This is a genomic window from Sphingomonas phyllosphaerae FA2, from assembly GCF_000427645.1.
Classification (GTDB): domain Bacteria; phylum Pseudomonadota; class Alphaproteobacteria; order Sphingomonadales; family Sphingomonadaceae; genus Sphingomonas; species Sphingomonas phyllosphaerae.
In genome coordinates, this window is record NZ_KE386571.1 from 3,439,263 (window position 1) to 3,457,882 (window position 18,620).

Consider the following 18,620-nt stretch of genomic DNA (forward strand, 5'->3'; position numbering starts at 1 on the left):
CGATCGTCCCCACCGCGGCTTTCAGGCTCCGACACCAGATCGGAGAGTGGCATGGAAGACCAGCGCGTGTGGGCGTTCGAGGAAAGCCTGTGGACCGGCGACGCCGATCATTATCGCGAATCGATCGACGAATCGGCGCTGATGGTCGTGCCGCAGCCGCCCTATGTCCTGGAGAGCGAAGCCGCGGTCGAGGCGGTGTCGCAGACGCCGCGCTGGGAGCAGGTGACGTTCAAGGACGGGCGGATCGTGCGCCCGCAGGAGGGGCTGATCGTGATCGCCTATGGCGTCGAGGCGACGAAGGGTGACGAGCGCTATGTGGCGCATTGCACCTCCACCTACCGCCGCGTGGAGCATGAGGTATGGACGGTCGTCCAGCACCAGCAGACCCCGCCGCTGACCGCCGAGGTCCGCGCCGAAAGCGATTGACCGTCATCGTCTAACGGACGCCGCCCGCCGGGCAGGTGGCGGCGTCGCGTTGCGAACGCGGCGGCTCAGCCCATCGGCTGCGACACGTCAAGCCCGGTGACGAAGGGCAGCGAACCACGAAGCAACTGGTCTTCGAGTTCGGTGATATAGTCGCTCAACGTGTTCATCGACAGCGGATCGTTGATCATGCCGCGCGCACGGCGCGCCCTGGCCAGATCACCCCGTAAACGTCTCTCGGCAGCAGCCCGCGGCATCGTCTTCACCCCAAACCCGCGGCGGGCCATGGCGGATGACTCGGCAGCGAGATTGTACATATAGGTCAAGCTACCGCCCGAAAGTTCCAATTTGGCCCTGTTTGCGACGAAGTGTTACTCAATCCGGCGAACCGTGTCCGGCACGTCGCAGCGCGCATTAAGCGGGTGCCGACCATTACCCGGATGGAAATAAAAAGGCCGACACTCCGGGAGCGATCCCGAAAATGCCGGCCCTTTGTGATGGCCGTCGCGCCACCAACGGCGCGACGAATCGGTTGCCTTACTGCGCGCTGGGCCCGCGATAGTCCTTTAGCTCGTCGCCGACGATCTGGACGACGTGCAGCACGTTCGTCGAACCCGGCGTGCGGAACGGCACGCCCGCCATCACGATCACGCGGTCACCGGCCTTGGCGATTCCCTGCCGCAGCGCGATTCGCTTCGCCTTGGCGACCATCTCCTCGAACGACTCGACGTCGCGCGTGTTGACGTTGTGCGTGCCCCACAGCAGCCCGAGCCGCCGTGCGGTATCCGTGCTGGGCGTCAGCACGAGGATCGGCACCGAGGGACGCTCACGCGCGATGCGCCGCGCGGTCGACCCCGACATGGTGAAGCAGATGATCGCCGAGGCCGATACGGTGTCGGCGATGTTCTTCGCCGCCTCGGCCAGCGCGTCGGCGGTGGTCGGATCGGGGCGGGTGACGGTGAAGTGGATGCGGTCGCCGTGCATCGGGTCGCGCTCCACCGCGTCGCCGATCGCATTCATCATTGCGACCGATTCGACCGGCCACTGGCCCGCGGCGCTTTCCGCCGACAGCATGATCGCGTCGGCGCCGTCGTAGATCGCGGTTGCGACGTCCGACACTTCGGCGCGGGTCGGTGACGGGCTCTGGATCATCGATTCGAGCATCTGCGTCGCGACGACGACCGGGCGGCCCATGCGGCGCGCGGTTTCGACGATCCGCTTCTGGAGCGGCGGCACCGACTGCGGCGGCAGCTCGACGCCCAGATCGCCGCGCGCGACCATCACGCCGTCGCAGGCCTCGACGATTTCCTCCAGCCGCTCGATCGCGGCCGGCTTCTCGATCTTGGCGAGCAATGCCGCCTTGCCGCCGATCAGCTTGCGCGCTTCCCAGAGATCTTCGGGACGCTGTACGAACGACAGCGCGATCCAGTCGACCCCCTGATCGATCGCGAAGGCGAGATCGGAACGGTCCTTCTCGGTCAGCGCCGCCATCGGGATGACGACGTCGGGGACGTTGAGCCCCTTGTTGTCCGAAAGCGGCCCGCCGACCTCGACGGTGGTGACGATGCGATTTTCGTCATGGTCGGTGACGCGCAGCACCAGCTTGCCGTCGTCGAGCAGCAGGCGCGCGCCCGGCTCGATCGCGGCGAAGATTTCCTTGTGCGGCAGCCGTACGCGCGAGGCATTGCCCGGCGTCGGATCATGGTCGAGCACGAAGGTGCTGCCATGTTCGAGCGTCACGCGGCCGCCATCGAACTTGCCGACGCGCAGCTTCGGCCCCTGCAGATCGGCGAGGATCGTCGTCGGGCGCTTGAACCGCTCTTCCATCGAGCGGATCGCCTGGATGACCGCGATCTTCGATTGCTGGTCGCCGTGGCTCATGTTGACGCGGAACGCATCCGCGCCCGCCTGGAAAAGGGTGGTGATCATCTCCAGCGTGTTGCTGGCCGGGCCGAGCGTCGCGAGCACGCGAACCTTGCGCGAGCGCGGAGCGATATGATTCGGGTTCAGGGTCATGCGCCTTCCTGCTTTGCCGGCATGGCCTTAGCGAGTAACGCCGCAGGATCAAATGACGGAGACAACATGGATCGGCTCGATACCCTCGACGACGCCGTCGCGGCGGCGGCTTTCCGGCGGCTGGTCAGGCATTTGCGCCACCGCACCGACGCGCAGAACGTCGATCTGATGGGGCTGGCCGGTTTTTGCCGCAACTGCCTGTCCGACTGGGTGGGCGAGGCTGGCGGGCTCGACAAGGACGAGGCGCGCGAGGCGATCTACGGCATGCCCTATGCACAGTGGAAGGCGGAGCATCAGGGCGACGCGACGCCCGAGCAGCTCGCGCGGATGGCCGAGAGCGTGAAGAAGAACGCCTGAGCCGGACCGCGCGCGCCCTTGAGCATCGGCTCGCGCGGGCGTAGACGCGCCGCCGCACCCCATCGGGGTATCCACCACGCCGTCCCCGCCCGCGCGATTCGCGTCGGCGTCGCGGGCGGCGTCATTGTTTTCGGGGAATATCATGGCGGAAGAGCGTGGCGAAGGCATGGGCGGCGGTTCGGTGGCAGCCGACGAACTGCGGCTGTTGATCGAGCGTGCCGAGCGACTCGAAGAAGAAAAGAAGGGCATCGCCGACGACATCAAGGACGTGATGGCCGAGGCAAAGAGCCGCGGCTACGATGCCAAGGCGATCCGCAAGATCTTGCAAATCCGAAAGAAGAAGCGCGAAGAATATCGAGAAGAACAGTCGATCCTCGAAGTCTATATGCAGGCGCTCGGCATGATCTAGATCATAGACGGCTGTCGTAGAGGCGGCCGTTAAGATTATCTTTGCTCCCCGCACCGTATACGTTTGTGGTGATCGACGGTGTTGGGGGTGACGACGGGTGCTAGCGGCTTTACAGACCGGCTTCCGACCGCGGGAGGAGCGGATCACCGTGCTCGTCCCGTCGCGGATGCGGCTGGACTCCAGCTGGCACGATATCGTGATCCACAACGTCTCGTCGCGCGGGCTGATGGCCGGATGCGATCAGCCGCCGGCAATCGGCAGCTATGTCGAAATTCGGCGCGGGACGCTCGTGATCGTCGGGCGCGTGCAATGGAACAAGGGGCGCTTCTTCGGGATGCGCTCGCAGGATCGGCTTTCGGTCAAGGCATTGATCGACGAGCCGCGCCTGGCGGGACGACCGGCGCGCGCCGATGCGAAGCCTGACAGCGACCGCCGCGCCGAACGCCGGCTGGCGCATGAAGCGCAGATGGCGCGCAAGGTGGAACGGTCGCGCAGCTTTGCGTCGATGTTCCAGTTTCTGGTGATCGTAGCGGTCGGCGTGACGCTGGCGGGGATCGCGGCGCATACCGTGTTCACGATGCTCTCCGCGCCGGCTGCGCAAATCGAGGACGCCTTGCAGGTGAAGTGAGGCGGGGCGGGGCGCTGGATTTCTCTCGTCATTGCGAGCGTAGCGACGCAATCCAGGGCCGGATCAGGACGCTCTGGATTGCTTCCCCCGGCCTTCGCCGGGGTCGCAATGACGGGTGGAGTCATGTCACCTCCGTCATCCCGGACTTGATCCGGGATCCCGCTTCTTCGCGGCGAGCGTTGTAGCAGCGGGGCCCCGGATCAAGTCCGGGGCGACGGCAAGTATGCTGTCGGGCAGCGCCCGGCGTGACGCTACGCCGCCTCGGCCGGCGCGGTGGTCCATCCCAGATGCGGGATCGTGATCGAGCGTTTGCCGCCCATGTCGGTGCGCGTCACGAACAGGTCGCGCCCCTCGATATAGCCGATCAGCCGCTTGACCCGCCCGATCGAGCTGGTGCCATAGGTGTTCGCGATCGCGATGTCGGACGGGCAGGGCGCACCGTCGCGCGCCGCCTTGGCGACCAGCAGGAACGCGCCGAGCATGTCGTCGGGCAACCCGCCGGCCAGTGCGAGCACGCTCGCCCATTCCTCGGCATGCGGATCGAAGATGCCGGCGCGCGCGCATGACAGGCGGCGGCTGAACGCGGCGAGATCGAGCGCGGGTTTGGCGATCCCGGCCATCCGGCACCGCACCTGAAAATCCTGAAAGAGCACCGCCGCCGGCCGGCCGCTGCTTTCGTCGTCGGTAACGATCGCGCGCAGCACCTCGGCATAGACCGCCTCGACCTCCTCCTCGTTGCGGTCGGGCAGCGACGGGGCGGGGGTGGCGGGTGCGGGCGCCTCGATGTCGGAGAGCAGTTCGTCTGCGGGCACGCGGCGCGGGCGCGGATCGAAGGTCATCGGCAGCGTCGGCGCCGCCTCCGGCGTGACGTCGAGCAGGGATTGCAGGTCGACCGAATCGGCCTGCGGCAGCGGAACCAGCTTCGGGCTGCCGCTGCGCGCCTGCGTCTCGACCGTGCCGATCCGCACCGTGATCGGGCGTCGCGACACCGCCGGCCCCAGCGCCATGAAGGTGCCGCGCGCCAGATCGCGGATCGATTCGGCCTGTCGCCGCTCCATGCCGAGCAGGTCGGCGGCGCGCGCCATGTCGATGTCGAGGAAGGTGCGCCCCATCAGGAAGTTGCTCGCCTCGGCGGCGACGTTCTTGGCGAGCTTCGCCAGCCGCTGCGTCGCGATCACCCCGGCGAGGCCGCGCTTGCGCCCGCGACACATCAGGTTGGTCATTGCCGACAGCGAGGCGCGGCGGACTTCCTCGGCGACCTCGCCGCCGGTGGTCGGCGCGAACAATTGCGCCTCGTCGACCACCACCAGCGCGGGATACCAATGTTCGCGCGGCGCATCGAACAGTGCATTCAGGAAGCCGGCGGCGCAGCGCATCTGCCCCTCCGCCTCCAGCCCTTCGAGACTCAGCACCACGCTGGCGCGGTGTTCGCGAAGCCGGGCGGCGATTCGCGCCAGTTCGCGCTCGGCATAATCCGCGCCCTCGATCACGACGTGACCGTAGCGTTCGGACAAGGTGACGAAATCGCCCTCCGGGTCGATCACCACCTGTTGTACCTGCCCGGCGCTGCGTTCGAGCAGCCGGCGTAGCAGGTGCGACTTGCCGGACCCGGAATTGCCCTGGACGAGCAATCGGGTGGCGAGCAGTTCTTCGAGGTCCATGGTCACGGGCGCGCCGCGCTCGTCGCTGCCCATGTCTACGCTGACGGTCATGATCGCGCCCCGTTTGGCCGATCATGCCCCGGTTGGGCAAGCGCTTTGCGCGACCGCGGCGTGCGGCTACGGGGGCGCGTCACGAAGGGGAATCGTCCATGGCGCACCGTCCACCGATCGCCGATCTCGCGCTGCGCATCATCGGCAAGCCGCGCCATTCGCTCGATGCCGAGGAACGCCGCGTCCTCGACAGCATCGATGCCGGGACCTTGGTCAGCCGCGATGCCGCCGACGAGGCCGACCTGCGCGCCAGTTTCGGCGACCGGCTGGCCGACAAGGTCGCGGCGATCGGCGGGTCGTGGGGGTTCATTATCGCCTTCACGGTGGTGCTGGTCGGCTGGATGCTGCTCAACACCGACGTGCTGAAATATTTCGGGCTGCAGTTCGACCCTTATCCGTACATCTTCCTCAACCTGATGCTGTCGACGCTCGCCGCGGTGCAGGCGCCCGTCATCATGATGAGCCAGAACCGGCAGGCGGCGAAGGACCGGCTCGCCGCCGGGCTGGATTACGAGACCAATTTGCGCGCCGAGCTGGAGATCCTGCGGCTCCACGAAAAGATCGACGGGCTGGTGATCGAGCGGCTGGCGGCGCTGGAGGCGAAGATAGACGGGTTGGCGAATGCCGTCCGCCGCGCGTAAAGGCACGGGATTATCCGTCAGAGGCGACCATGGCAGGCCATTCCAAGTTCAAGAACATCATGCACCGCAAGGGCGCGCAGGATAAGAAGCGCTCCGGCATGTTCTCCAAGCTCAGCCGCGAAATCACCGTCGCAGCGAAGATGGGGCTGCCCGATCCCGACATGAACCCGCGGCTGCGCGCCGCGATCAACGCCGCCAAGGCGCAGTCGATGCCCAAGGACAATATCCAGCGCGCGATCGACAAGGCGAGCAAGGGCGATACCGAGAATTACGAGGAAATCCGCTACGAGGGCTTCGGTCCCGGCGGCGTGAGCCTGATCATCGAGGCGCTGTCCGACAACCGCAACCGCACCGCGACCAACGTGCGGACCGCGGTGTCGAAGAACGGCGGCAATCTGGGCGCGAGCGGTTCGGTGAGCCACGGCTTCGACCGGATGGGGCTCATCAACTATCCCGCGAGCGCGGGCGACGCCGAAAAGGTGTTCGAGGCGGCGCTGGAGGCCGGGGCCGAGGACGTGACCTCGACCGAGGAAGGTCATGAGATCTGGACCGAGCAGGGCTCGCTCCACGAGGTCGCCAAGGCGCTGGAGCCGGTGCTGGGCGAGGCCGAAGGCGCGAAGCTGGCGTGGCGCCCGCAGACGATGGTCGAGGTGACCGAGGCGGATGCGGCGACCTTGTTCAAGCTGATCGACGCGCTGGACGACGACGACGACGTCCAGACGGTGTGGGGCAATTACGAGGTGTCCGACGAGGTGATGGCGAAGCTGGGGTGATGCTCTGGCGGGTGAGAGGAAGAAGGTTTGTTCGCGCAGAGGGGCGGAGGCGCAGAGAGGTTTCTCATGCCGCGTAGCGGCGCTCATCCCCGCTTGCGTCGGCGCAGCATGTGCGCTGACGGGCGCCGCTCGACCTTGGCGCAACACCTCCGCGCTTCTGCGCCTCTGCGCGAACAAACCTTCTTCTTGAACTGCGCTGTCCGGCCATGATCATCCTCGGCCTTGATCCCGGACTCGGCACGACCGGCTGGGGCGTGATCCGCGCCGAGGGAAACCGGCTGAGCCATGTCGGCAACGGGCAGATCCGCACCGATCCGTCGATGCCGCTGCCGCGCCGGCTCGCGAACCTTTACGCCGCGCTGATCGACGTGATCCGCGCCGAGCGGCCCGACGAGGCGGCGGTCGAGGAGGTGTTGGGCAACACCAACGCGCAATCGACGCTCAAGCTGGGGCAGGCGCGCGGGGTCGTGCTGCTCGCCGCGAGCGGCGCGGGGCTGACGATCGGGGAATATCATCCCTCGACGGTCAAGAAGGCGGTGGTCGGCACCGGCGGCGCGGAGAAAAGGCAGATCCAGGCGATGATGGCGGTGCTGCTGCCCGGCGCGAAGCTGGCCGGACCGGATGCCGCCGACGCGCTGGCGGTCGCGATCTGCCACGCGCATCATGTCGCGAGCGCGCAGGGGATGATGCGGCGGGCGCGGGCGGGGGCCTGACCCCGCCCCATCGTCATTCCCGCGCAGGCGGGAATCCAGACGCGCAGGTCTGTCGATAGAGGCGAACGTCAGAGGTTCTGGATTCCCGCCTGCGCGGGAATGACGGATCTTGGTGGAGAGCAGGCGTGATGCAAAATCTGTTCAGAAGGGCGGATGCTCACCTCGACGCCACGCCGCAGCCCGTCTCAGGCAGTAAGGCCATACCGCCAGAGGGGAGAGCGCGATCAGGCCGAAGACTATAAGCCCGATCAAATCCTTGCCCAAATCCCCGAAGCCGATCGTGAATAAGACCATGAAGGCGACTATGAGCGTGTAGGCGAATGCAGCAGCGATCAGGATTGCGGAAACGAACTTGTTCAATGCGTCCCCCGCGTCAGCCTCTCATTTCGTAACAGGCCAAGTCCGATGTTCGCAATGGGGCCAAATCCCTCCCCCCCCTTCACCTCACCGCGCAATCCCCCCCGCGGCCAGCACCGCCAGCGTCACCAGATCGCCAGCCGTAGACGTCATCGGCGCGATCTGCACCGGCTTTTCCATGCCGACCAGCATCGGGCCGATCATGTCGTCGCCGCCCAGCTCGCGCAGCAGCTTCGCCGAAATGTTCGCCGATTGCAGCCCCGGCATCACCAGCACATTCGCCGGGCCGGACAGCCGCGCGAACGGGAAGTTCTTGAGCTGGCGCGGGTTGAGCGCGACGTCCGGGGCCATTTCGCCCTCGTACTCGAAGCTCACCTTGCGGTCGTCGAGCACCTTTACCGCGCCGCGGATGTTGTCGAGCCACTGGCCGTTCGGGTTGCCGAACGTCGAATAGCTGAGGAACGCGACGCGCGGTTCCTGACCGAGCCGGCGCGCGACCGCGGCGGTCTGCTCGGCGATGTCGGCGAGTTCCTCGGCGGTCGGGCGTTCGTTGACGGTGGTGTCGGCGATGAAGACGGTGTGCGACTGGCCGACCAGCACGTGGATGCCGAACGCGGTGCGGCCGGGCGCGGGATCGATCACGCGCTTGATCTCGCGCATCGACTGCGCGAACGGGCGCGTCACGCCGGTGATCATCGCATCCGCCTCGCCCAGCTGGAGCAGCACCGAGCCGAAGATGTTGCGATCCTGGTTGATCATCCGCTCGACCTCGCGGCGCAGGAAGCCGCGGCGTTGCAGGCGCGCGTAGAGGAAGTCGACCATCTTGGGCACCAGCGGCGAGACGCGGCTGTTGTGCAGCTCATATTCTTCCGGGTTGGCGATGCCGAGCGCGCGAAGCTTGTCGTAGACGTCTTCGCGCCCGACCAGCACCGGCGTGCCATAGCCGCCTTCCTTGAACGCGATCGCCGCGCGCAGCACGACTTCCTCTTCGCCTTCCGCGAACAGCACGCGCTTCGGATTGGCCTTCGCGCCTTCATAGGCGAGGCTGAGCACCGAGGTGGTCGGGTTGAGCCGCGCGCGCAGCGCCGCCGCATAAGCCGCCATGTCGAGGATCGGCTTGGTCGCAACACCCGAGTCCATCGCCGCCTTGGCGACGGCGGCGGGGACGATCTCCATCAGCCGCGGATCGAACGGCGAGGGGATGATGTACTCGGGGCCGAAGCTGTGCTGGACGCCATAGGCGATCGCGACCTCTTCCGGCACACGCTGCCGCGCCAGCTCGGCGATCGCATTGGCGGCGGCGATCTTCATCGCGTCGTTGATCCCGGTTGCGCGCACGTCGAGCGCGCCGCGGAAGATGAACGGGAAGCAGATCACGTTGTTGACCTGGTTCGGATAGTCCGACCGCCCAGTGGCGACGATCGCATCGGGACGTGCCGCCTTGGCGAGTTCGGGGCGGATCTCCGGCTCCGGATTGGCCATCGCGAAGATGATCGGGGCGGGGGCCATGTCGACCACCATCTCGGGCTTGAGTGCGCCCGCCGCCGACAGGCCGAGGAACACGTCGGCGCCGCGCAGCGCCTCCGTCAGCGTGCGGCGATCGGTGTTGGCGGCATGCGCCGACTGCCACTGGTTCACGTCGTCGCGACCCTGATAGATCACGCCGGTCCGGTCGCAGATCAGCACGTTGTCGTGGCGGACGCCCATCGCCTTGATGAGTTCGGTGCAGGCGATCGCCGCCGCGCCCGCGCCGTTGACGACCACCTTGATCTCGGACAGCCGGCGGCCGGTCAGGAGGCAGGCGTTGATGACGCCCGCGGCGCAGATGATCGCGGTGCCGTGCTGGTCGTCATGGAAGACCGGGATGTTCATCCGCTCGCGCAGCGTCTGCTCGATGATGAAGCATTCGGGGGCCTTGATGTCCTCAAGGTTGATGCCGCCGAAGGTCGGCTCCATCAGCTCGACCGCGTCGATGATCCGGTCGACGTCCTCGGTCTTCAGTTCGATGTCGATCGAATCGACGTCGGCGAACCGCTTGAACAGCACCGCCTTGCCTTCCATCACCGGCTTGGAGGCCAGCGCGCCGAGATTGCCCATGCCGAGGATCGCGGTGCCGTTCGAGATGACGGCGACCAGATTGCCCTTGGCGGTATAGTCATAGGCGGTCGAGGGATCGTCGGCGATCGCCTGCACCGGGATCGCGACGCCGGGCGAATAGGCGAGCGCGAGGTCGCGCTGCGACGCCATCGGCTTCGACGGCACGATCTCGATCTTGCCGGGGCGGCCCTCCGAGTGAAACAATAATGCTTCGCGCTCGAACTGGACGTTGCGCTCGTCGGCCTGGGTGCGATCGTCGGTCATGGCGACAGCCCTTACGGAATGCGGGCGCGGTTGGGAATATCTCCTAGCGTTGCTCAAGCGCGAGCAGATGTTGCTTCGCGGCCAGCCCGCCCGCGAAGCCGGTCAGCGCGCCCGAACGGCCGATCACGCGGTGGCACGGCGTGACGATCGAGATCGGGTTGCGCCCGTTCGCCGCGCCGACCGCGCGGGTGGCGGTGGGGCGGCCGATCGCCTGCGCGATGTCGGCATAGCTGCGCGTCTCGCCGTACGGAATGGCGTCCAATGCGCGCCACACGTCGCGCTGGAACGCGGTGCCGCGCGGAGCGAGCGGGAGGTCGAAGCGCGTGCGCGTGCCGGCGAAATATTCGGTGAGCTGCGTCGCGGCGGCGGCGAGTACGGGATGGTCGGGGCGTTCGGCGGTCGCCTCCAGCCGCACGCGACCCGGTTTGTCGTCGGGCCACAGGATTGCGACGAGCGCGGTGTCGTCGGCGACCATCGTCAGCGCGCCGAGCGGGGAGGCGAGGGTGGTGCGGTGGAGCATGGCGGTGCTTGTATCGGCTTCCGCGCGTCGTCGCATCCCGCGGCTTGCGGTCAAAGTGGCGGGTGGTTTTCGGACCGGCACGCAGGTATGATCGTGGCCATGAAGCACGAGCCCGGCATTTTTGAGCAGCGCGATCGTGAAGCCGAGGCCGCGTCGATCGCGCGGGCGCGGGCCGATGTCGCCGCGGGCCGGGTTCATTCGCACGATGTCGTCAAGGAGTGGCTGATGACATGGGGAAAGCCCGGTCGCCTGCCGTTCCATGAATGGCTTGCCGCACGCAATGGCGATAGTTGACTGGACCGACGAGGCGCTGCGCGAAATCGACGAGATCGTCTTCTACATCGAACGTTTCGACCCTGCCGCCGCGACCCGGATTTCGACACGACTGTTCGCGCTCGGCGATAGCCTGAAGGAATTTTCCTCGGCGTGGTCGGCCTGTCGAGGACGGCTTGCGCGCGCTGACCACCGTGCCGCCGTATATCCTGCTCTACGAAACCGGTGGCGAGATCGTGTCGATCATCTCCATCCGCCACGGCGCCCGCCGCCCGGACTGACCTTTCCATGACCACCAGCCCCGCCCCGACGCCGATGATGGCGCAATATCTCGCGCTCAAGGTCGAGTCCGAGGATTGTCTGCTCTTCTACCGAATGGGCGATTTCTTCGAACTGTTCTTCGACGACGCGCGCGTCGCGGCGCAGGTGCTCGACATCGCGCTGACGTCGCGCGGCGAACATGCCGGGGAGAAGATCCCGATGTGCGGCGTGCCGGTCCATGCCGCGACCGCCTATCTGCAACGGCTCATCAAGGCCGGGCACCGCGTCGCGATTGCCGAGCAGACCGAAAGCCCCGAGGCAGCACGCAAGGCGCGCGGATCGAAGGCGTTGGTCAACCGCGCGATCGTCCGCGTCGTCACCGCCGGAACGCTGACCGAGGAGACGTTGCTCGACGCGCGCGCCGCCAATTGGTGCGTCGCGATCGGCGAGGTCGGCAGCGAGGTCGCGGTGGCGGCGGCGGACGTCTCGACCGGGCGGTTCGAGGTGATCGCCTGTGATCGCGCGTCGCTGGGGGCCGAGCTGGCGCGGCTCGGCGCGGCGGAGATCGTTGCGGCGGAGGGCAGCGACGCGCCCGCGACGGTGCTGCGCCCGCGCGCCGAGTTCGACAGCGCGCGCGCCGAGGAGCGGCTGAAGCGGCTGTTCGCGGTCGCGACGCTCGACGGCTTCGGGCAGTTCGGGCGCGCCGGGCTGGCGGCGGCTGGCGGGCTGGTCGCGTATCTCGACCATACCGCCAAGGGGCAGTTGCCGTTCCTGCGCCCGCCGGTGCTCGCCGCCGCACGCGACACGATGGCGATCGATGCCGCGACGCGCGAGAGCCTCGAGATCACCTGCACCGCGCAGGGGCAGCGCAAGGGCAGCCTGCTCGATGCGGTCGACCGGACGGTGACCGGCGCGGGCGCGCGGCTGCTCGCCGCCGATCTCGGCGCGCCGCTGATGGACCGCGCGGAGATCGAGGCGCGTCTCGATCTGGTGCGGCTGTTCCACGACGATGCGGGGTTGCGCGACCGTATCCGCGCGGCGTTGCGTGCATTGCCGGACATCGGCCGCGCGCTGGGGCGGCTCGCGGCGGGGCGGGGGAGCCCGCGCGATCTCGGGCAGTTGCGCGACGGGCTCGACGGCGCATGGGCGATCGGCGACCGGCTCGGCAAACTGGCCGAGACCCCCGCGCTGCTCGCGCAGCTCGCGCCGCGGCTGCGCGGGCATGGCGAACTGATCGACCTGCTCAAGCGCGCGCTCGTCCCGTCGCCGCCGATCGAGGCGAGCGACGGCGGTTATATCGCGGCCGGCTACGACCCGGCGCTCGACGCGCTGCGCGACACCGGCAGCGGCGGGCGGCGCGCGATCGCCGCGCTGGAGGCGACGTTCCGCGCCAAAACCGGGATCGCCGCGCTCAAGATCCGCCACAATGGCGTGCTCGGCTATCATGTCGAGGTGCCGGCGCGCGCCGCCGATCCGCTGATGGCGGCGGACTCCGGGTTCACGCATCGCCAGACGCTGGCGGGTGTCGTCCGCTTCAACGCGCCCGAACTGCACGAGGTCGCCGCGAGCGTCACGCAGGCCGGCGCGCACGCGCTCGCCGCCGAGGCCGCGCATCTGGAGGACCTTACCGCACAGGCGCTGGCCGGGCGGCTGGCGATCGCCGCGACCGCCGATGCGCTGGCACGGCTCGACGTCGCCGGCGCGCTGGCCGAGCGCGCGATCGAGGGCGGCTGGTCGCGTCCCGCCTTCGCCGACCACGCCTGTTTCGAGGTCAGCGGCGGGCGGCATCCGGTGGTCGAGGCGGCGCTGGCGAGGAGCGGCGACCGGTTCGTCGCCAACGACTGCGTTCTGGGCGAGCGGTCGCGGCTGTGGCTGGTCACTGGGCCGAACATGGGCGGCAAGTCGACCTTCCTGCGCCAGAATGCATTGATCGCGGTGCTGGCGCAGGCGGGGGCCTATGTGCCCGCGGCGGCGGCGCGGCTCGGGCTGGTCGACCGTTTGTTCAGCCGCGTCGGCGCATCGGACAATCTCGCGCGCGGGCGCTCGACCTTCATGGTCGAGATGGTCGAGACCGCCGCGATCCTCGCACAGGCGACCGAGCGCAGCTTCGTGATCCTCGACGAGGTCGGGCGCGGCACCTCGACCTATGATGGCCTCGCGATCGCCTGGGCGGTGGTCGAGGCGATCCACGAGGACAATCGCTGCCGCTGCCTGTTCGCGACGCATTACCACGAGCTGACGCGACTGGCGGAGCGCTGCGACGCGCTGTCGCTCCACCACGTCCGCGCGCGCGAGTGGAAGGGCGAGCTGGTGCTGCTCCACGAACTCGCCGACGGGCCGGCGGATCGCAGCTACGGGCTGGCGGTGGCGCGGCTGGCGGGGATGCCACCCGCAACGGTGTCGCGCGCCAAGGCAGTGCTTGCGAAGCTGGAGGCGGGGCGTGCGAAGACCGGCGGGCTGGCGGCGGGGCTCGACGACTTGCCCCTGTTCGCCGCCGCCGCGCAGGCCGAGGAGGACACATGCGACGCGATCCGGGCGGAGGTCGAGGCGCTGGACGTGGATGCGCTGACGCCGCGCGAGGCGCTGGAGACGCTGTATCGGCTGAAGGCGCTGGCGCGGGAGGGGTGAGGGGAGCGGCTCACCGCCCGTTGACAAGCGGCGAACCGGATTCGACGCTGTCGTAAGGGCGTCGTCGTCCGGTCGCGCTGCATGGGGGACCATCGTCATGACCATCGAGTCGACTGATGTGCGTGACGGAAGCGACGCCAGCGCCGGTCGAACAAGCGCGCCGCCGCGCCCTGCGCCTGTCACGCTCGTGCAAGCCTTTTGGGTGTGGTTGCGCATCGCCATGCTGTCGTTCGGTGGACCTGCGGGGCAGATCGCGGTGATGCATCGCATTCTCGTCGACGAGAAGCGCTGGATTGGCGAGCAGCGATTCCTTCATGCGCTGAATTATTGCATGTTGCTGCCCGGGCCAGAGGCGCAACAGCTGGCGACCTATATCGGATGGCTGCTGCATCGCACGAAGGGCGGCATCGTCGCCGGCGTGCTGTTCGTCGTTCCCGGTGCCGTCACGATCATGGCGCTCAGCTGGATCTACGTCCTCTACGGTCGTGTGGGTATCGTCTCGGCGCTGTTCTATGGCCTGAAGGCAGCGGTGCTGGCCGTCGTCGTCCAAGCGGTCGTCCGCATCGGCAGCCGCGCCCTAACGAGCGGCGCCGCGCGCGGGCTTGCCGCCGCCGCGTTCCTGCTGATCTTCTTCGTCGGCGTGCCGTTCCCGCTGATCGTGCTGGCCGCCGGAATCGTCGGATGGTGGTCGGGGCGGCGAGGAAGCGGCGCGTTCCGTAGCGGCGGCCATGGTGGGTCGAAGCACGCGACCGTCGCCGATGCCGACACGCTGCTCGGTGAGGAACTGCCCGCCCACGCCCATCCCAGCCGGGGCGAGACGGCACGCACCGCGCTTATCTGGCTGGCGCTGTGGCTCCTCCCGGTCGCGGTGCTGCTGATCGCGCTAGGCCCGGACAGCGTGTTCAGCCGTATCGCGACGTTCTTCTCGACGATGGCGATGGTCACCTTCGGCGGTGCCTATGCCGTGCTCGCCTATGTCGCACAGCAGGCAGTCGACAGCTATGGCTGGCTGCGCCCCAAGGAAATGCTCGATGGCTTGGGCATGGCGGAGACGACGCCGGGTCCGCTGATCATGGTCCTGCAATTCGTCGGGTTCCTGGGTGCCTTTCGCGATCCCGGTACGCTGTCACCGCTGCTCGCGGGCACGCTGGGCGGGCTGCTGGCGACATGGGTGACGTTCGTGCCGTGCTTCCTGTGGATTTTCCTCGGCGCGCCGTTCATCGAACGCCTGCGCGGCAATGCCGTGGTGGCAAGCGCGCTGTCGGCCATCACGGCGGCAGTGGTCGGCGTCGTCCTCAATCTGGCGATCTGGTTCGCGCTGCACACGCTGTTCCGCACGACGATCACGGTGACGGCGGGGCCGACGCGGTTCGACGCGCCGCTGCTGACCAGCATCGACCCCGCGGCGCTCTTCCTGTCGCTGGGCGCGGCCGCTGCAATCTTCCTGATGCGCGCCGGGGTCATCACGACGCTGCTGCTCACATCGGCGGCGGGCGCCGGGCTTCATGCGGTGGGAGCGATCGGGTGACGCGATCCGGCCGGAAGGGGGCGACCTTTTAACCCCGACCCGCTATCCCGCCCCACATGACCGGCCGTTTCGACCACCTCCCCAACCGCCGCGCGATCGTCGACCGTCGCCTGCTCGCCGAGCAGGTCGCCGCGGCGACCGGCAAGGACACGTCAGCGCTGCGCCATCAGGTCAGCCTGTTGCTCAAGAGCGCGCTCGAGGCGGGGCGCGCCGAGATCGCGCGGCGGCTGATCGCCAATCCCTCGCGCGGCATCGAGGCGGCGAATGCGCAGGCGTATCTGGTCGACCAGTTGCTGCGCGTGCTCGCCGACTTCACGACGCAGCGGCTGTACCCGCTCGCCAACCCGACCACCGGCGAGCGGCTGCTGCTGCTCGCGGTCGGCGGCTATGGGCGTGGCGAGATGGCGCCGTTCTCCGACGTCGATATCGGCTTCCTCACCCCCGGCAAGCAGACGGCCTGGGCCGAGCAGGTCATCGAATCGATGCTCTATGCGCTGTGGGACCTCGGGCTGAAGATCGGCCATTCCAGCCGCTCGCTCGACGAGATGGTGCGACAGGCGAAGGCCGATGTGACGGTGCGCACCGCTTTGCTCGAAGGCCGCTATGTCTGGGGCGACGAGGATCTGTACGACGAGGCGTCGCGGCGCTTCCACGACGACGTGCGGCGCGGCACCGAGCGGCAGTTCGCCGCCGACAAGCTAGCCGAGCGCAACGCGCGCCACGTCCGCATGGGTGACACGCGCTATGTCGTCGAGCCCAACGTCAAGGAGGGCAAGGGCGGCCTGCGCGATCTCCACGCGTTGTTCTGGATCGGCAAATATACTTATCAGGTGCAGCGGTCGAACGAGCTGGTCGCGGTTGGGCTGTTCACCCGCGAGGAATATCGGCTGTTCCAGCGCGCCGACAATTTCCTGTGGGCGGTGCGCTGCCATTTGCATCTGATCGCGGGGCGCGGCGAGGACCGGCTGACCTTCGACTATCAGCGCGAGATCGCGCAGCGGATGAATTACGCCGACCGCCCCGGCAAATCGGCGGTCGAGCGCTTCATGCAATTCTATTTCCTGCAGGCGCGCACGGTCGGGTCGCTGACCGGGCTGTTCCTTGCGCATATGGACGAGCGCTTCTCGCGTCGCCGGCGGCTGGGGCTCAAGATGGCGCGGACGCCGCGCAAGCTTGACGGCTTCGCCAATGACGGCGGCCGCATCGCGCTGCCCTCGGACGATTTCTTTCAGCAGGACCCGCGGCGGCTGGTCGAGATCTTCGCGCTCGCCGCCGAACAGGGGCTGGAGATCCATCCGCTCGCGCTGCGCTGTGCGACGCGCGACGCGCGGCTGGTCACCGCGGTGCGGCGCGACGCGCGCGCCAATGCGCGCTTCCTCGATCTGCTCGCGGGCGCACACGATCCCGAACTGCCGCTGCGCTGGATGAACGAGACCGGCGTGCTCGGGCGGTTCGTGCCGGACTGGGCGCGGATCGTCGCGCAGATGCAGTTCGACATGTATCATCACTATACCGTCGATGAGCATACGATCCGCGCGATCGGGCTGCTCGCGCGGATGGAGGCCGGGGCGCTCGCCGACGACCATCCGCTGCCCAGCGAGATCATGGCGCAGATCGTCTCGCGGCGCGTGCTGTATGTCGCGGTGCTGCTCCACGATATCGCCAAGGGGCGCGGCGGCGACCATTCGATTCTCGGCGCGGAGGTCGCCGAGCGGCTATGCCCGCGCTTTGGGCTGACTCCGGCCGAGACCGAGACGGTCGCATGGTTGGTGCGACACCATCTGCTGATGAGCGCGACCGCGTTCCGCCGCGACCTGACGGATTTCAAGACGATCCTCGACTTCACCGAGGTGGTGCAAAGCCCCGAGCGGTTGCGGCTACTGCTGGTGCTGACCGTCGTCGATATTCGCGCGGTCGGGCCGGGGACGTGGAACGGCTGGAAGGGGCAGTTGCTCGGCGACCTCTACGACCGCGCCGAGGAAGTGCTGCGGCTCGGCCACAAGCAGAAGGGGCGCGGCGAGCGCGTCGTCGCCAAGCAGGAAACGCTGCGCACTGCGCTGCACTGGGATGCCGGCACGCTGGCGGCCTATGTGCGGCGGCTGCCCGAACCCTACTGGATCGCCGAGCCCGACGACGTGCTGGCGCACAATGCCGCGTTCGTCACGCAGACCGGCGACGTGCAGCTCGCGATCGACGCGCAGGTCTATCCCGAGCGCGGCGCGACGCTGGTGACGGTCTATGCCGCCGACCATCCCGGCCTGTTCAGCCGCATCGCCGGGGCGATCCATGTCGCGGGCGGCAACATCATCGACGCGCGTATCCACACGACGCGCGACGGCATGGCGCTCGACAATTTTCTGGTTCAGGACCCACTCGGGCGGCCGTTCGACGAGGCGGGGCAGCTGATCCGCCTCAAGACCGCGATCGAGGATGCGCTGGCGGGACGCGGCAAGCTGACCGACCGGCTGAAGGCCAAGCCGCTGCCGCGCGCGCGCGCCGATGCGTTCCGGATCGAGCCCAACGTGCTGATCGACAACAAGGCGTCGAACCGCTTCACCGTGGTCGAGGTTGCGGCGCGCGATCGCCCGGCGTTGCTCAACCAGCTCGCCTATGCGCTGTTCCTGTCGAAGGTGACGATCCATTCGGCGCATGTCGCCACCTATGGCGAGCGCGCGGTCGACGTTTTCTACCTGACCGATCTGACCGGGGACAAGATCGCGTCCGCCACACGTGTGCGCGCGCTGGAGAAACGACTGCTGGCGGCGGCATCGGGCGCTCCGCAGGAGGAGGCGGCGTAGGTGTCCGTCACCTCACCGTCGCCCCGGACTTGATCCGGGGCCGCGCTTCTTCTTCCCGGGGTAAGGCAAGAAGAAGCGGGATCCCGGCTCAGGGCCGGGATGACGGTTGAGCCGCCAGCATAACGCTGAATACGTATGTGGCTTGCTTGGCGGCAGGGCCGGTGCGGGCCTAGTCGCCACCCATGACACCCGAAGATCGTCCGCATGAACGCGGACGCCGGG

Annotated in this window: 18 protein-coding genes and 1 pseudogene; 13 read left to right on the forward strand and 6 right to left on the reverse strand. The window is 68.0% G+C overall.

The genetic code is table 11. The features are described 5' to 3' along the window. Positions 1-51: 51 nt before the first annotated feature. Positions 52-426, forward strand: a complete 375-nt coding sequence (locus tag SPHPH_RS0116735) for a hypothetical protein (RefSeq protein WP_028967728.1) — start codon at positions 52-54, stop codon at positions 424-426. Positions 427-491: 65 nt separating this feature from the next. Here SPHPH_RS0116735 and SPHPH_RS21255 read toward each other — a convergent pair whose 3' ends face one another. Both SPHPH_RS21255 and pyk read right to left on the reverse strand, forming a co-directional pair. After that, positions 492-749, reverse strand: a complete 258-nt coding sequence (locus tag SPHPH_RS21255) for a hypothetical protein (RefSeq protein ID WP_156026074.1) — start codon at positions 747-749, stop codon at positions 492-494. A gap of 211 nt (positions 750-960) precedes the next feature. Continuing rightward, the gene (gene pyk / locus SPHPH_RS0116745) at positions 961-2,439 is read right to left on the reverse strand and encodes a pyruvate kinase (protein ID WP_037488771.1); all 1,479 of its coding nucleotides are present in this window, start codon (positions 2,437-2,439) and stop codon (positions 961-963) included. Between the two features lie 66 nt (positions 2,440-2,505). On the opposite strand from pyk, the gene SPHPH_RS0116750 reads away from it, so the two are divergent. From SPHPH_RS0116750 to SPHPH_RS0116760, 3 genes are all read left to right on the forward strand, one after another. Then, positions 2,506-2,796, forward strand: a complete 291-nt coding sequence (locus SPHPH_RS0116750; protein ID WP_028967730.1) for a DUF1244 domain-containing protein — start codon at positions 2,506-2,508, stop codon at positions 2,794-2,796. Between the two features lie 142 nt (positions 2,797-2,938). Further along, complete coding sequence (locus tag SPHPH_RS0116755; protein ID WP_051273076.1) at positions 2,939-3,205, forward strand: DUF2312 domain-containing protein; 267 nt, start codon at positions 2,939-2,941, stop codon at positions 3,203-3,205. 148 nt (positions 3,206-3,353) lie between these two features. Then, positions 3,354-3,833, forward strand: a complete 480-nt coding sequence (locus tag SPHPH_RS0116760) for a PilZ domain-containing protein (RefSeq protein WP_156026076.1) — start codon at positions 3,354-3,356, stop codon at positions 3,831-3,833. A 251-nt stretch (positions 3,834-4,084) separates the two neighbouring features. Here SPHPH_RS0116760 and SPHPH_RS0116765 read toward each other — a convergent pair whose 3' ends face one another. Continuing rightward, complete coding sequence (locus tag SPHPH_RS0116765) at positions 4,085-5,545, reverse strand: AAA family ATPase (protein WP_028967733.1); 1,461 nt, start codon at positions 5,543-5,545, stop codon at positions 4,085-4,087. Between the two features lie 98 nt (positions 5,546-5,643). Here SPHPH_RS0116765 and SPHPH_RS0116770 point away from each other — a divergent pair, with 98 nt between their 5' ends. The 3 genes from SPHPH_RS0116770 to ruvC all read left to right on the forward strand — a co-directional run bounded on the left by SPHPH_RS0116770 (position 5,644) and on the right by ruvC (position 7,672). Then, positions 5,644-6,186 (forward strand): DUF1003 domain-containing protein, encoded by a 543-nt coding sequence (locus SPHPH_RS0116770; protein WP_028967734.1) that lies wholly within the window; start codon positions 5,644-5,646, stop codon positions 6,184-6,186. Between the two features lie 29 nt (positions 6,187-6,215). Beyond that, positions 6,216-6,959, forward strand: coding sequence for a YebC/PmpR family DNA-binding transcriptional regulator (locus tag SPHPH_RS0116775; RefSeq protein ID WP_028967735.1), 744 nt, complete (start codon positions 6,216-6,218; stop codon positions 6,957-6,959). 206 nt (positions 6,960-7,165) lie between these two features. Beyond that, positions 7,166-7,672: a crossover junction endodeoxyribonuclease RuvC gene (gene ruvC / locus SPHPH_RS0116780; protein WP_028967736.1), complete on the forward strand. Its 507-nt coding sequence runs from the start codon at positions 7,166-7,168 to the stop codon at positions 7,670-7,672. A 141-nt stretch (positions 7,673-7,813) separates the two neighbouring features. On the opposite strand, the gene SPHPH_RS0116785 is transcribed toward ruvC, so the two are convergent. The 3 genes from SPHPH_RS0116785 to SPHPH_RS0116795 all read right to left on the reverse strand — a co-directional run bounded on the left by SPHPH_RS0116785 (position 7,814) and on the right by SPHPH_RS0116795 (position 10,910). Beyond that, positions 7,814-8,032, reverse strand: coding sequence for a hypothetical protein (locus tag SPHPH_RS0116785; RefSeq protein WP_028967737.1), 219 nt, complete (start codon positions 8,030-8,032; stop codon positions 7,814-7,816). An 84-nt stretch (positions 8,033-8,116) separates the two neighbouring features. Next, positions 8,117-10,390 carry an NADP-dependent malic enzyme gene (locus tag SPHPH_RS0116790; RefSeq protein ID WP_028967738.1) on the reverse strand — a complete coding sequence of 758 codons (2,274 nt, stop codon included), beginning with the start codon at positions 10,388-10,390 and terminating at the stop codon, positions 8,117-8,119. 43 nt (positions 10,391-10,433) lie between these two features. After that, a complete protein-coding gene (locus SPHPH_RS0116795) occupies positions 10,434-10,910 on the reverse strand; it encodes a methylated-DNA--[protein]-cysteine S-methyltransferase (RefSeq protein ID WP_028967739.1) in 477 nt (158 codons plus the stop codon). Between the two features lie 99 nt (positions 10,911-11,009). Here SPHPH_RS0116795 and SPHPH_RS20890 point away from each other — a divergent pair, with 99 nt between their 5' ends. From SPHPH_RS20890 to SPHPH_RS0116815, 6 genes and pseudogenes are all read left to right on the forward strand, one after another. Further along, positions 11,010-11,204, forward strand: coding sequence for an antitoxin (locus tag SPHPH_RS20890; protein ID WP_156026078.1), 195 nt, complete (start codon positions 11,010-11,012; stop codon positions 11,202-11,204). Beyond that, positions 11,191-11,265, forward strand: a pseudogene (locus SPHPH_RS21710) (hypothetical protein); the annotation flags it as partial. The gene SPHPH_RS20890 and the pseudogene SPHPH_RS21710, both read left to right, overlap by 14 nt. 94 nt (positions 11,266-11,359) lie before the next feature. Beyond that, positions 11,360-11,464: a hypothetical protein gene (locus tag SPHPH_RS21715; protein WP_272944250.1), complete on the forward strand. Its 105-nt coding sequence runs from the start codon at positions 11,360-11,362 to the stop codon at positions 11,462-11,464. 34 nt (positions 11,465-11,498) lie between these two features. Next, positions 11,499-14,072: a DNA mismatch repair protein MutS gene (gene mutS / locus SPHPH_RS0116805; protein WP_028967740.1), complete on the forward strand. Its 2,574-nt coding sequence runs from the start codon at positions 11,499-11,501 to the stop codon at positions 14,070-14,072. Positions 14,073-14,169: 97 nt separating this feature from the next. Beyond that, on the forward strand, positions 14,170-15,600 hold the full coding sequence (gene chrA, locus SPHPH_RS0116810; RefSeq protein WP_051273079.1) for a chromate efflux transporter: 1,431 nt from the start codon (positions 14,170-14,172) through the stop codon (positions 15,598-15,600). 56 nt (positions 15,601-15,656) lie between these two features. After that, positions 15,657-18,398, forward strand: coding sequence for a [protein-PII] uridylyltransferase (locus SPHPH_RS0116815; protein ID WP_028967742.1), 2,742 nt, complete (start codon positions 15,657-15,659; stop codon positions 18,396-18,398). The last annotated feature ends 222 nt before the right edge of the window (positions 18,399-18,620 follow it).

What these genes read in the sequence shown, in the direction of transcription:
- SPHPH_RS0116735 (WP_028967728.1), top strand. Translation starts at nt 52, where the DNA reads ATGGAAGACCAGCGCGTGTGGGCGTTCGAGGAAAGCCTGTGGACCGGC.
- pyk (WP_037488771.1), bottom strand. Translation starts at nt 2,439, where the DNA reads ATGACCCTGAACCCGAATCATATCGCTCCGCGCTCGCGCAAGGTTCGC.
- SPHPH_RS0116750 (WP_028967730.1), top strand. Translation starts at nt 2,506, where the DNA reads ATGGATCGGCTCGATACCCTCGACGACGCCGTCGCGGCGGCGGCTTTC.
- SPHPH_RS0116755 (WP_051273076.1), top strand. Translation starts at nt 2,939, where the DNA reads ATGGCGGAAGAGCGTGGCGAAGGCATGGGCGGCGGTTCGGTGGCAGCC.
- SPHPH_RS0116765 (WP_028967733.1), bottom strand. Translation starts at nt 5,545, where the DNA reads ATGACCGTCAGCGTAGACATGGGCAGCGACGAGCGCGGCGCGCCCGTG.
- SPHPH_RS0116770 (WP_028967734.1), top strand. Translation starts at nt 5,644, where the DNA reads ATGGCGCACCGTCCACCGATCGCCGATCTCGCGCTGCGCATCATCGGC.
- SPHPH_RS0116775 (WP_028967735.1), top strand. Translation starts at nt 6,216, where the DNA reads ATGGCAGGCCATTCCAAGTTCAAGAACATCATGCACCGCAAGGGCGCG.
- ruvC (WP_028967736.1), top strand. Translation starts at nt 7,166, where the DNA reads ATGATCATCCTCGGCCTTGATCCCGGACTCGGCACGACCGGCTGGGGC.
- SPHPH_RS0116790 (WP_028967738.1), bottom strand. Translation starts at nt 10,390, where the DNA reads ATGACCGACGATCGCACCCAGGCCGACGAGCGCAACGTCCAGTTCGAG.
- SPHPH_RS0116795 (WP_028967739.1), bottom strand. Translation starts at nt 10,910, where the DNA reads ATGCTCCACCGCACCACCCTCGCCTCCCCGCTCGGCGCGCTGACGATG.
- SPHPH_RS20890 (WP_156026078.1), top strand. Translation starts at nt 11,010, where the DNA reads ATGAAGCACGAGCCCGGCATTTTTGAGCAGCGCGATCGTGAAGCCGAG.
- mutS (WP_028967740.1), top strand. Translation starts at nt 11,499, where the DNA reads ATGATGGCGCAATATCTCGCGCTCAAGGTCGAGTCCGAGGATTGTCTG.
- chrA (WP_051273079.1), top strand. Translation starts at nt 14,170, where the DNA reads ATGACCATCGAGTCGACTGATGTGCGTGACGGAAGCGACGCCAGCGCC.
- SPHPH_RS0116815 (WP_028967742.1), top strand. Translation starts at nt 15,657, where the DNA reads ATGACCGGCCGTTTCGACCACCTCCCCAACCGCCGCGCGATCGTCGAC.